This is a genomic window from Sphingomonas sp. SL1004 (genome assembly GCF_057815015.1).
Window position 1 is genome coordinate 3,448,258 of sequence record NZ_JBYMUX010000001.1, and the last position, 11,912, is coordinate 3,460,169.

Annotated in this window: 11 protein-coding genes; 7 read left to right on the forward strand and 4 right to left on the reverse strand. The window is 62.5% G+C overall.

Translation table 11 applies throughout. The annotated features are described in order from the left end of the window. Positions 1-84 precede the first annotated feature (84 nt). The gene (locus AC3D24_RS15885) at positions 85-861 is read left to right on the forward strand and encodes a Crp/Fnr family transcriptional regulator (protein WP_489032112.1); all 777 of its coding nucleotides are present in this window, start codon (positions 85-87) and stop codon (positions 859-861) included. Positions 862-1,152: 291 nt separating this feature from the next. Here AC3D24_RS15885 and AC3D24_RS15890 read toward each other — a convergent pair whose 3' ends face one another. After that, the gene (locus AC3D24_RS15890) at positions 1,153-1,509 is read right to left on the reverse strand and encodes a hypothetical protein (RefSeq protein ID WP_489032114.1); all 357 of its coding nucleotides are present in this window, start codon (positions 1,507-1,509) and stop codon (positions 1,153-1,155) included. Positions 1,510-1,884: 375 nt separating this feature from the next. On the opposite strand from AC3D24_RS15890, the gene AC3D24_RS15895 reads away from it, so the two are divergent. Continuing rightward, positions 1,885-2,067: a hypothetical protein gene (locus AC3D24_RS15895; protein ID WP_489032116.1), complete on the forward strand. Its 183-nt coding sequence runs from the start codon at positions 1,885-1,887 to the stop codon at positions 2,065-2,067. Positions 2,068-2,353: 286 nt separating this feature from the next. On the opposite strand, the gene AC3D24_RS15900 is transcribed toward AC3D24_RS15895, so the two are convergent. After that, entirely contained in the window at positions 2,354-3,127 is a 774-nt protein-coding gene (locus AC3D24_RS15900; protein ID WP_489032118.1) for a hypothetical protein, read from the reverse strand. A gap of 131 nt (positions 3,128-3,258) precedes the next feature. On the opposite strand from AC3D24_RS15900, the gene AC3D24_RS15905 reads away from it, so the two are divergent. The 5 genes from AC3D24_RS15905 to AC3D24_RS15925 all read left to right on the forward strand — a co-directional run bounded on the left by AC3D24_RS15905 (position 3,259) and on the right by AC3D24_RS15925 (position 10,230). Next, complete coding sequence (locus AC3D24_RS15905; protein WP_489032120.1) at positions 3,259-3,759, forward strand: hypothetical protein; 501 nt, start codon at positions 3,259-3,261, stop codon at positions 3,757-3,759. Positions 3,760-4,216: 457 nt separating this feature from the next. Continuing rightward, a complete protein-coding gene (locus AC3D24_RS15910; protein WP_489032122.1) occupies positions 4,217-4,978 on the forward strand; it encodes an ImuA family protein in 762 nt (253 codons plus the stop codon). Beyond that, positions 4,893-6,683, forward strand: a complete 1,791-nt coding sequence (locus AC3D24_RS15915) for a Y-family DNA polymerase (protein ID WP_489032123.1) — start codon at positions 4,893-4,895, stop codon at positions 6,681-6,683. Before AC3D24_RS15910 ends, AC3D24_RS15915 begins: the two co-directional genes overlap by 86 nt. After that, on the forward strand, positions 6,680-9,943 hold the full coding sequence (locus tag AC3D24_RS15920) for an error-prone DNA polymerase (protein WP_489032125.1): 3,264 nt from the start codon (positions 6,680-6,682) through the stop codon (positions 9,941-9,943). Before AC3D24_RS15915 ends, AC3D24_RS15920 begins: the two co-directional genes overlap by 4 nt. Continuing rightward, positions 9,943-10,230 carry a hypothetical protein gene (locus tag AC3D24_RS15925; RefSeq protein ID WP_489032126.1) on the forward strand — a complete coding sequence of 96 codons (288 nt, stop codon included), beginning with the start codon at positions 9,943-9,945 and terminating at the stop codon, positions 10,228-10,230. The genes AC3D24_RS15920 and AC3D24_RS15925 overlap by 1 nt, the downstream gene beginning before the upstream one ends. Before the next feature lie 8 nt (positions 10,231-10,238). Here the strand turns inward: AC3D24_RS15925 and AC3D24_RS15930 are convergent, their stop codons facing one another. Together AC3D24_RS15930 and AC3D24_RS15935 are read right to left on the reverse strand one after the other, a co-directional pair. Then, entirely contained in the window at positions 10,239-10,487 is a 249-nt protein-coding gene (locus tag AC3D24_RS15930) for a hypothetical protein (protein WP_489032127.1), read from the reverse strand. 219 nt (positions 10,488-10,706) lie between these two features. Further along, positions 10,707-11,516, reverse strand: a complete 810-nt coding sequence (locus tag AC3D24_RS15935; protein WP_489032128.1) for a SirB1 family protein — start codon at positions 11,514-11,516, stop codon at positions 10,707-10,709. Positions 11,517-11,912 lie beyond the last annotated feature (396 nt).

An 11,912-nucleotide genomic window follows, 5' to 3' on the forward strand; every position in this document is an offset into this window, starting at 1 on the left:
TAGGGGCTCATGATCGCTTGCCACTCTCAGGGCGCAGGCGGCTGAAAGAGTCGACGCACTTTCGCCCCAAAAAGAGGGGCGATCATGTCGCATCCAGATGCCGTTTATACCAAAAACATTCTGCTAAGCGCGCTGTCGGCGGATGATCTCGCATTATTGCAGCCACATTTCACGTGGCATGACATTCAGCGCGAAGACGTGCTCGTGAAGGCAAATGCGCCGATTGAACATGTCTATTTTCTTGAAGCTGGCGTCGCTTCGATCGTTGCTACGATGTCCCCCAGTCGCCCGACAGAGGTGGGAATATTCGGTCGCGACGGGGTTTCTGCGACATGCCTGTTATTAGGTAGCGATCGAAGCCCGCATCAGACCTTCATTCAGGTAGGTGGCGGTACCGCCTTACGGATCGACGCCGAGCTTTATCTAGCGGCGGTTCGTCGGAGCGAAACGCTTCGAACAACCCTTTTGCGCTACGTACAGTCTATGCTCGTTCAAGCGGCGCAGAGTACCGCTACAAATGCCTATCACCGCATCGAGTCCCGTCTGGCTCGTTGGTTGCTCATGTGCCATGACCGCGTCGACGGCGATGAAATCGCGCTCACGCATGACTTTATTGGGATGATGATTGCAGCGGAACGAAGTGGAGTGACCGTTAGCCTCCATATACTCGAAGGTGCCGGCATGATTTACTCGAAGCGAGGTCGCGTAATAATTCGTGACCGCGAGACGCTGGAAGAGTTGGCTGGTGATAGCTATGGGGTTCCAGAGGCTGAATACCGTCACCTGATCGGACCCCTAGGCCGATCCTATGCTGATACGAACACCCGAAATATCGTGAACCCTGATAGGGATCCCAAATAATGTCACGACTTGATTATAGTGGTCTGAATAATACGACTGCTACTAGTTAGGGCGAAAACCGCCGCCCATTTTCGGCTAGTCGTCAGTCTTGGGACAGTTCGCAATTTCGAAGGTATGTGCGAGCAGCGCAGCTACCAAGCTATCGCCTCGTGCATCGGCGAGTTGCAGGGCATGCGCGATTGCAAGGCAAAGTGTCTCGTCCGACGTATCAGATGCATTGGAGGGCATAATCGACTCCGGACAATGGCGACCGCACACAGGCCTATTAAACTCGCATTCGTCGACGGATTTTTAGGCTGCTTCATCGCCGACATCAATTTCGGCTATAGAGGGCTTGGACAGATAGCGTCGCAGCCGGTCGACCGCTTCGCCTGTCAGCACCACGTCATCACCGTCTGACCTAGCCTCGATTTGTTTATCTTTGACGAGATGAGCAATCCAACGTCGACCGGCAGCTGGGCCTGCGTGGGACAGTTCGCACAATCGCACTTCCGACATTGTTTCGTTTTTTGCTAGCGCGACGAACAAGTGGAGGAGCATATTCCACGCAAACTCGTCGAATATCTCACTTGGAAACAGGTCGTATCTACGGTCTCGTTCGGATAGCAGGCGCTCTGCCTCAAGGGCGCGAGTATTGTCGCCTTTCATACCGGGTCCTCAATCATAGCGGGTCTATAGACGTTAACATCGTGAGCGATTGAGACAGCGTGGTGTTGAATGCTGACCGTCGTTCCAGCAATCTGTTAGCTATCGTGCCTTCATCCGCAACATTCCATCATTGCTCTGTGTGATACCGGACATTGTACCCGCGACCGGAAATAGCGGTTGACGTCGTTGCCTGGCGCTTACCTATGTTATGCAAGCTCCCGCCAGCAATAGGCTAAATGAGCGCCTGACGTCGGGGCGTGGGGGGCGGGTGCGCGATCCACGGGTATGTCTTTTATCAAAGCATCGTCACCACACAGCAGGCATCAGCAACCGCGTGCCCGCTCGGATCGTTACATGCGCTGAAGGAGAGTAATTATGGCCGCCTCACAGGACGAAGAACCGGGTTTCGAAACCGACGTCAACGAACTGCCGGATAGCAATAACGGTCCGGAAGATAGCCTTGAGGATAAGCCATCGCCCGACGCACAAAACTCAGGCGATCTCGAAGAGGCCCAGAAGGAAGGCGCCGAGGAGAGAGAAGAGGGCGGGCTATATTGAAATGGGAGAGGGGCGTTTGAAGCGTTTTCGATCCAAACGTGTTCTGAATGTCCGCCCCCCCCCCCCCCCCCCCCCCTTTTAAGCATATGCTCGTAGACGGAGCGTTCTACGTCACAGCTACACTTTAATCGAACCGCTATTGTCAACGCGGCTGGCGTATTATTTGCTTTGACATCGGTGGCTTGTTCATCTTTTGCCAGACGATCAGATCTTAGATTTTGATGACGGCCATGCGCCATTTATGTAAAACTTGTAACGCAGATGAACGTGTTGGAGGACGAGATCCTTAATTAGCTGCGGCCTCCTTCTTGAGCATCGCGTCCTTGAGCGTATTGCCTGCGATTCCCCCGGCAGCGACCGCAACAACCACATTGCCGACGAAGAATTCGACGATACCGACGACGCTGCCGAACGCGATCAGTGCCGATGTCGTCACCGGCAGCGCGGCCGTTGCCTTACCGATCGCGACCTTAGCCTCCTGACGGACAAGCCGGAGGCGTTCGAACATCGGCTCGAGCGATCGACCTTGATCGACTGCCGCGATCAGATCGCCCAGCGCACGATGCAGCGCCTTCAGCTGCTGCAGCGCCACCGACCGATCGGCATCGACCGGTCCACCATTGTCACAGGCGAGCTCTTCATCATCGATCAACCGCTGCACGGCTTCCAGGGCAACAGGCGCTAGTGCCTGAATGACAGCGGCATGCTCGCGTAGGGAAGGGCGCCCGGTCCACGTTGCCGAACTGACGGCATCCGGTCCGCGAACCTCGTCCCAGAGCGCCTTGAACTGTTCACGGACCATTTCACGCCGCAGGGTGCGATCCTTGGTCTCTCGCGCATGACGTACGAATGCCTCAAGGCTCGGCTGCGCCGCGACGAAGGCTGGCGCCAACGGTCGCAGGTCGGTCCGGCCAAGCAACGCCCGGCGCAACGCCTTGTAGCGCGTGTCGTCCGCCAGATCCTGGATACCATCGCAAGCGCCGAGGCACAGCGTTTGCAGACGCTGTAGCGCCTCTTCGTCGTTCAGCCCTTCCGGCCAGTGTGTTCCTGAATAGCCCATCGTATTCGATCCATTTCGACTCAGCTGACGGTCGGATGCACGAATGCTTGCCTGTAGGACATAGCAAGAACATCAAAGGTCCAGAACGTCGCTAGACATACGCGTAGCGATGATGTTGGTGGACGGCACCGATGCCGATCCGCCCCGAACATGTCTTCCTGTACCCGATCGATTGGCCCCAGCTATCGCATCGGGTCCGCTTCGTGCGGGCAGGCGGACGCTGCGAACATTGCGGGCGCCCCCACGGGCAACGGATCTTCCACCTCGGCGACGGACGCTGGTGGGACAAAGGCCGGTCGTATTGGCGTAACGGCGACGGTCGACGTGTTCGCCGACCGACCGAGAACATTCTCCACATAGGCAAATGGACACCGGTGGTGCTGGCCTGCGCGCATCTCAATCATGACCCCAGTGATAGCGCGCTTCACCAGCTGGCAGCGCTCTGCCAGCGCTGCCACATGATTTACGATGGTCCTGAGCATCGCCGGCGACGTTGGATGAACGCGCATTACCGGCGTGCGCTCGGCGATCTGTTCTACGGCCCATATCCGATGCGGGGGGCGGACTGGATCACGCCGACACCCATCAGCATGCTCGACGACAGCCGTTCGCTATACGCGAACCTCCGATAGCTCGGCGCGCCGGCTACGCTGTGCCGACCGCCTTCAGACAAAAAAAGGGGCCGCCAAAAGCGACCCTGGAAGTTTTAGGAGAGGATGCCTGAAAGGCGTCACCTTGGTATCCCGCGGGTTGGGCAATGGCGAATGCAAATCTGTCTATTCTAGATTGCATTTCATGCACTTGGCGGAAGGTTGGAGCCAAACTCGTTCCCTGGTTAGCTCGATGACAGGGACACTATTTACTAGGCTCGACAGCGCCGGAGGCGGACTGGGTCGGGAATGCCGATCAGCATATCGAACGACAGTCGTTCGATACGCAGGCACCCGGTAGCCTGGCCCCGCGACGCATAGTCAAACGCGCTTTGCGGCGTTCGTAGCCGGAACCTTATCCACATAAGTCTCGAGTCTGACGCTTGACCAAACGTTCTTGGTAACGGAACATAAAGGGAACAGGTAGAGTCTAGACATCATGATCACCGCCCTCGAGTCCCTGCCGACAACCATCGCCCACCTGCGGACAATCGCAACGCCGGTGGTGGATCACCGCATCATGCCGTTCGGTATCCCTGCGCTCGACGATCGCCTCGCAAGCAGGGGCCTTCGCGCTGGAGCACTGCACGAGGTCGCCGCACAAAGCTGTTCGATGGTCGACGATGCCGCAGCAACGCTGTTCCTGGCCGGCATCGCCGCGCGAGAAGCGGCGCATACAGGCGGACCGGTGCTGTGGGTGAGCTGCCGCACCGATCTCTATGCACCGGGCCTCGAGCAGGCGGGGTTGTCGTCTGCCGACCTGATCCATGCGCAACCCCGAGACGATGCGGCGTTACTGGCCGTCGTCGAGGACGCGGTGCGCGATGGAACGCCGTCGGCGGTGATCGCCGAGGTTAGCCGGATGTCGATGGTGGCGACCCGGCGCCTGCAACTGGTGGCGGCCGACGCCGACATTCCCGTTCTTATCCTGCGACGCAGACGTAATCGCGACCAGGATCCGCTCGCCGAGCCGTCTGCGGCCTGGACGCGCTGGCGGATCGCCAGTGCGTCGTCCGAGCGCCTGGGCGTCGCCGGCGTCGACCGATCGCGGTGGCAGGTCGAGGTCGCACGGCAGCGTGGCGGCGAAGCATTTTCGATGATTTTGGAGGGCTGCGATGAGACGGGTTGTCTCGCTGTTCCTGCCGCACTTGGCCATCGAGCGGCTGAGACGGCTGGACCGGCACGCTACGCGGCCGCCTGAGCGGCCAGCCCTTCCGCTTCCCGTCGACGACGATCCCGGTGCGTGTTCGGTACCGCGGGGCGGCGGGTGGCGGCCGGGTGCGCGGTGGGCTCGTGCCGACATGCCAACCAGGCAGGATGTGGAAGGTGAGATCGCAGCGCTGCCCGCGCATGCGAAACCACCCATGCGTGAACTTGGCCGACGATCGGAGGCGGCGAACCATCCGTTTCATGGGTTTGCGCAAGCCGACAGTCACGACAGGGTCGCGGCGACCGTTGCCGCGTTCCACAGGGCGCCGCTCGCGCTGGTGGGCAAGGTCGGCCGGCGCGAAGAGGTGGTGGCCGCCTGCGAAGGCGCAGCCGCGTTAGGGATCACGATCGGGATGGCCGCGACCCATGCGCGTGCGCTGGTGTCCGATCTCGACATCCGACCTTCCGAGACCGAGGCGGATGCCGCGATGCTGGATCAGCTCGTGCTACGCGCGGCGCGCCGCTGGTCGCCGATCGCAGCCGCCACACCGCCCGACGGGCTGTGGCTCGACCTGACCGGCTGTGCGCATCTCCATGGCGGGGAAGAACGGTTCTGCCGGCGTCTGCGCGCGTTTTGCCAGCGTGCCGGGTTCACGGCACGCGTGGCGGTTGCAGACACACCGGGTGCGGCACACGCTATTGCCCGGTTCGGGCCTGCCGACATCGCGATCGTGCCCACAGGGCGGACGGTCGACGCGCTCAGCGGCCTACCGGTCGCTGCCTTACGCCTAGCAGGCACCGCGCTCGTTGCCGCCCGCAAGTTCGGCTTCGAACGCGTCGCCGATCTTCTACCGGTCGCGCGCGGGCCTTTGGCACGCCGGCTCGGGCTGGCAGCAATCACGCGGCTCGATCAGGCACTCGGCGCGCTCGCCGAACCGATCACGCCGCGGACCGACGAGGTCATGCCGATCGTCGAGCGTCGGCTGCTTGAACCGATCGTCACCGCAGACGCGATCGCGCAGGTCATGGAGGATCTGCTCGGCGACATGGCCGAGCTGCTGCGCGCGAAGGGGCTCGGCGTACGATCGCTGCGTCTCGGTGGCTTACGCGTCGATGGCACCGAGCAGATCGTGGCCGTCGGCACCTCGCGCCCGACGCGCGAGGTGCCGCACCTGTTGCGGCTCATGAAGCTCAGGATCGAACGGATCGATCCGGGCCTGGGGCTCGAGCAATTCTATCTGGCAGCACCACACACCGAACCACTCGACGCGGTCGATCTCGGCGCGGTTCTCGCCGGTGAGGTCCTTGTGCGTGATCCGGCCCGTCTCGTCGACGTCGTTGCCGGCCGCATTGGCGCTGACGCCGTGTTCCGGATCGCGCCTGTTGAAAGCCACGTGCCCGAGCGCGCCGTCATGCGCGCCGACCCGGTGGTAGCGCCTACGGGCTGGCCGAAATGGCGACGGCCGACGCGCCTGCTGGCCAGACCCGAACCGCTGTGGGGCGTGATCGCGCTGATGCCCGATCAGCCGCCTCGGCGGTTCGAGTGGCGCGGTCGGCCGCACAAGGTGGTTGCCGGCGACGGCCCCGAGCGGATCCACGGTGAGTGGTGGCGCCGTGACGCGGAAGTCTGGGCGGTGCGCGACTATTACCGCGTCGAGGACGAGACTGGCGGTCGCTACTGGGTGTTCCGGCGTGGCGACGGGTTCGTCGAGGACACCGGCGATCTCAGCTGGTGGATGCACGGCGTGTTCGCATGACCGACTATGTCGAACTCCAGATCCTGACGCATTTCTCGCTGCTACGCGGCGCCTCGAGCCCCGAGGAGCTGTTCGCGGCTGCCGCGCTGCTCGGCTATCCGTCGATCGGGGTCAGCGACATCGGCACCGTCGCGGGCGTGGTGCGCGCATGGGAAGCGCAGAAGGCGACGGGTGTTCGCTCGATCGCCGGCACGCGCGTCAATCTATCCTGTGGCCGGCAGTTGCTGCTCTACCCGACCAACCGCCCCGCCTGGTCGCGCCTGACGCGCCTGCTGACAGTGGGCAAAAAGCGGGCGGGGAAGGGGGGATGCCTCCTCCACTGGCATGACCTCGAACCCTGGTCGGAGGGCATGATCGCCATCCTGCTGCCGGTTGAGCCGGACGAGGATAATCTGGCAGCGCTCGCCGACCTGAAGACGCTCTATGGCCGACGCGGGTATATGGCATTGTTCCAGCGGCGCCGGCCGGACGATGCCGTGCGGATCGACGCGCTGGCGCGGCAGGCGGGCGGCGCTGGCGTTCGTGCGGTGGTGACGGGGGATGTCCTGTACCACGCGCCTGAAGCACGGTTGCTGCAGGACGTGGTGACGGCGGTACGCGAGAAATGCACCGTCGACGAACTCGGTTACCGGCGCGAGGTCAATGCCGACCGTGCGCTCAAATCCCCCGACGAGATGGTCCGGCGGTTCAAGGCGTATCCCGATGCGCTGCGGGCGAGCGTCGATATCGCGCGTCTGTGCACCTTCGATCTGGGTGAACTGGCCTATCAATACCCGCATGAGCGGCTGATCGACGGGCTGACCGCGCAAGAGGCGCTGCAGAAGCTCGCGGAAGACGCCGTCGACACGATGTTTAACGGCGCGGTGCCGGCTGCCTATACCGAGCAGATCGCCCACGAGATGCGCCTGATCGGCGAGCTTGGCTATGCGCCATATTTCCTGACCGTCTACGCGATCGTCCGCGAGGCGCGCCGGCGCGGCATCCTGTGCCAGGGCCGCGGTTCAGCTGCCAATTCCTGCGTTTGCTTCGTGCTGGGTGTCACCTCGATCGACCCGATTAAGCATGAGCTGCTGTTCGAGCGCTTCGTCAGCGGTGAGCGCCGCGAGCCGCCCGATATCGACGTCGATTTCGAGCATGAACGCCGCGAGGAGATCATCCAGTGGATCTACGAAACCTATGGCCGCAACCACTCGGCATTGACCGCGGTCGTCACACGCTACCGGGCGCGCGGCGCCGTGCGCGACGTTGGCAAGGCACTCGGCTTGCCCGAGGACCTGACCTCGTCATTGGCCGGGCAGGTGTGGGGTTGGTCGGCCGAAGGCGTGGGCGAAAAGCAGGTCAACGAGTTGAACCTCGACATCGGCGATCGTCGCCTGCGTTTGACGCTCGAGCTTGCCCGCAAGCTCATCGGCGTGCCGCGCCATATGTCTCAGCATCCAGGTGGCTTCGTCCTCACCCATGACCGTCTCGACGATCTGGTCCCGATCGAGCCCGCCGCGATGGAAGATCGCCAGATCATCGAATGGGACAAGGACGACATCGATGCGCTGAAGTTCATGAAGGTCGACGTGCTGGGACTCGGCATGCTCGGCTGCATGAACCGCGCCTTCGACATGCTCGAGGCGGACAAGGGGCTGCGGGTCGGTTTGGCCGATCTGCAGGACGATGATCCCGACGTCTATGCGATGATCTCGAAGGCCGATACGCTCGGCACCTTCCAGATCGAGAGCCGTGCGCAGATGTCGATGCTGCCGCGCATGAAACCGCGGCGCTTCTACGACCTCGTTATCCAGGTCGCGATCGTACGACCGGGACCGATCCAGGGCGACATGGTCCATCCGTATCTGCGTCGGCGTGAAGGGCTGGAGAAGCCGGAATACCCGCGGCCCGAGCTGCGTGCGGTGCTGGAAAAGACGCTTGGCGTGCCACTGTTCCAGGAACAGGCCATGAAGGTCGCGATCGTCGGCGCCGGGTTTACGCCGGCCGAAGCCGACCAGCTGCGCCGCGCCATGGCGACGTTCAAGTTTACAGGCGGCGTGTCGCACTTCAGCGAAAAGCTGATCGGGGGCATGGTCGAGCGCGGTTATCCGCGTGAGTTTGCCGAGCGCACCTTCCGCCAGCTCGAGGGCTTCGGGTCTTACGGCTTCCCCGAGAGCCACGCGGCCTCGTTCGCCAAGATCTCCTACGCATCCTCGTGGATGAAGCATCATCACCCGGACGTGTTCTGCGCGAGCCTCATGAACGCGCAGCCGATGGGGTTCTACGCACCCGCCCAGATCGTCCGCGATGCGCGCGAGCACGGCGTCGTGGTTCGCCCCCCTTGCGTCAACACGAGCCGCTGGGATTGCACGCTGGAGCCGTATGGCGGGCGGTACCTCGCCGTACGATTGGGGCTCCGGCAGATCCGCGGGCTGTCGAACGCGGACGGCGCCAAGATCGTCGGCGCGCGCGAGCTGACCGCGTTCGAGAGCGTGGAAGACGTATGGCGGCGATCGGGCGTGCAGCGCGCCGCGATCGAAAAGCTCGCCGACGGCGATGCCTTTCATAGCTTTGGTGCCGATCGTCGGCAGGGCTTGTGGAAGGTGAGGGGGCTCGGCGAAGCGCCGTTGCCGCTGTTCGCCGCAGCCGACCGCGCCGACCAGGCGGTCAGCGCCGAAGGGATCGAGCCGGATGTCGAACTGCGTCCGCTAACCGATGGCCGCGAAGTCATTGAGGACTACCGGGCGCTGCAACTCTCGCTCCGCGCGCATCCGCTGACCTTCGTCCGTGATGAATTGGCGCGGCGTGGTGTGACCAAATGCGCGGACCTGGCGACGATCCGCGACGGACGCCATGTCGAGGTCGCCGGCATCATCCTTGTCCGCCAGAAGCCGGGTTCTGCCAAGGGCGTGCTGTTCATCACGATCGAAGACGAGACCGGCATCGCTAACGGCATCCTGTGGCCCGATCGGTTCGAGCGGCAGCGCCGCACCGTCATGTCCGCGTCGATGATCGGCATGAAGGGCAGGGTGCAGAAAGAAGGCGAGGTCATCCACGTCATCTGCGACCGGATCATCGACCACGGCGATCTGCTGCACCGGGTCGGCGAGATGTCGTTCCCGTACCGGACCGGCCGTGGCGATGGCGCGAAACATGCCGGCTCCCCTGACCGCGGGGACAAGGGCTGGAGCCCGAACCCTCGCAACTCCTACTGGCCGCCCCATGCGGACGGCATGGATCCCGAAGCCGTCGTGAAGTTCAAATCCCATGACTTTCATTGATGGCCAAGCTCGTCCGCCATCAACGCGTTGTCATCGCACTGTCAGTGCATATCTTGCGGGGCGGCGTTGTGCGCTGCTCCGACGCCCGCGTCGACGTCGTCAAGATCCGGTTAGCACTGCGCTGCCTGCTCCCGCACTGCCCGGAACGCTGGCCGCTCGAACTTTACTGGGATGCAGCCAGGCAGGAGAACGAGATCGGCAGGGCACAGGGCGTGACTGCGGCGTTCAACGGGATCGTCCGCCAGCTGCGCCGCGCCGGCTGTTATGAAGAGGTGTCCGAACCGTGAGTATGAGACTACCGCGAGCAGCCATTGCTCGCGTTCCCGAAGGCACGCGGATCGTCAGCGTTGAGCGAATGTCGCGGGCTTTTACCAAATACCATCTGGATGACGGACGCGCACTGCACCGGTTCAAGATAGAAGAGCCGCATGCGACCCCGCATGATCACCCCTGGAGCTTCGACACCGAGATCCTTGATGGCGGCTATGTCGAAGAGGTGTTCCACCTGGATCCAAACGGCGGTTGGCACAGCGAACTGGTTCACCGACTCCCTGGCGAAACCTACCATGTCGACGCTACGCACATTCACCGCATCGTGGAGCTGCCGACGGGTGAGTGCTGGACGCTCGTCCGCGCAGGTCCCCACACACGCGAGACCCGGTTCTGGCGTTTCGGAGACGCGGTTCAGTCCCGGGCCTGGCATGAGCGCCGATGGACGCGCTTAGGATAAGGCATCACGGCAAGGGTCGATCCACCGCAATATTCATGACGGCGTTGGCCGGGGAAGGGCATCGAGCGCTGCGGATACCTGCAGGCGCAGATCTTCGTCCCGGGTAATTTCCAGCATTGCGCTAAGACTGCTGCGGGCGCCGGCCACATCGCCTGCGACCAGCTGAAGTCTGGCGCGCTCCCACCAACCATGGGCATGCGTAGGCGCCACGATCGTCATACGGTCGTACAGGACCAGCGCGCGTGCGGGATCCCCGGCCTGCTCGGCACGGGTCGCCTGGTTGAGCAGCAGGCGGACGAGCGCCGATCGGTTCGACAGGGGCAGCATCCCGTCGGAAAACCGGGCCTGGCCCGTCATCTGCTCCAACAACGCTTGCACCTGCTCCGGGGCGACGATGCGACCATCGTTGAAGGGGTCGATGATTAGCGGATCCAATGCATGGCCAAGGCGCACCAGGACGTGGCCGGGGGTATTGAGTGGCATTGCCGACCATCCCAGGCGGCGAGCCATCGCCACATAGAGGATCGAGAGACTGATCGGCAGGCCGAGCCGTCGATCGACGACAGCAATCAGGTCCGCATTCTGGGGATCGTCGTAGTGCGCGCGGTCGCCGGAGAACCCGAACTCTTCAACCATCACGCTGCTCAAGGGCTGGGCCTGAGCGGCACTGCTTACTGCGTCGCCGTCAGCAGCGCGTAGGGCTATTTCTACGTCCGTGAGCTCGTCGAGATATTCGTCGAGATCGACGCCGGGGTGATCGAGCGCTGCGAGTTCGAGGGCGGCCAGATCGAGTTCGATCTCGCCGTCTTCCATCAGCCCGAGATGAAGAATGCTATTGGTCATGCACGCTAGATGGGGGCTCTTCCGATCGTTTCTATAATAGCGCGGATTACGACGAATCGGCGGTCGCACAGGTTCTCAGAGCAAGGCACGGTGTCCCATTAGGCACGGGTTCGAAGCCAAAATAAGGACCGAATTTTGAGTGGGCCACGCAGGGGCCACGGATCTAGCGGTAGGCCGAAATCCAAGCAATTCTGCGGCTTACAGCGTTAAATGTGAGTCCTGTAAGCGCACCACCCTTCTTTATGGCACTCCCGCAACGGGACGGCGGGGGCTTTGCTGGAACGGTCTTTCACCAGGGTACGCGTTTGGGTCCTGCTTGGGGCACCCTGGATAGAGAAAAATGGCTCACCCGCGGTATACTCCTCCATTAAGTTGAGCTCTGTCCGCAATTCAGCA

What these genes read in the sequence shown, in the direction of transcription:
- AC3D24_RS15885 (WP_489032112.1), top strand. Translation starts at nt 85, where the DNA reads ATGTCGCATCCAGATGCCGTTTATACCAAAAACATTCTGCTAAGCGCG.
- AC3D24_RS15890 (WP_489032114.1), bottom strand. Translation starts at nt 1,509, where the DNA reads ATGAAAGGCGACAATACTCGCGCCCTTGAGGCAGAGCGCCTGCTATCC.
- AC3D24_RS15895 (WP_489032116.1), top strand. Translation starts at nt 1,885, where the DNA reads ATGGCCGCCTCACAGGACGAAGAACCGGGTTTCGAAACCGACGTCAAC.
- AC3D24_RS15900 (WP_489032118.1), bottom strand. Translation starts at nt 3,127, where the DNA reads ATGGGCTATTCAGGAACACACTGGCCGGAAGGGCTGAACGACGAAGAG.
- AC3D24_RS15905 (WP_489032120.1), top strand. Translation starts at nt 3,259, where the DNA reads ATGCCGATCCGCCCCGAACATGTCTTCCTGTACCCGATCGATTGGCCC.
- AC3D24_RS15910 (WP_489032122.1), top strand. Translation starts at nt 4,217, where the DNA reads ATGATCACCGCCCTCGAGTCCCTGCCGACAACCATCGCCCACCTGCGG.
- AC3D24_RS15915 (WP_489032123.1), top strand. Translation starts at nt 4,893, where the DNA reads ATGAGACGGGTTGTCTCGCTGTTCCTGCCGCACTTGGCCATCGAGCGG.
- AC3D24_RS15920 (WP_489032125.1), top strand. Translation starts at nt 6,680, where the DNA reads ATGACCGACTATGTCGAACTCCAGATCCTGACGCATTTCTCGCTGCTA.
- AC3D24_RS15925 (WP_489032126.1), top strand. Translation starts at nt 9,943, where the DNA reads ATGGCCAAGCTCGTCCGCCATCAACGCGTTGTCATCGCACTGTCAGTG.
- AC3D24_RS15935 (WP_489032128.1), bottom strand. Translation starts at nt 11,516, where the DNA reads ATGACCAATAGCATTCTTCATCTCGGGCTGATGGAAGACGGCGAGATC.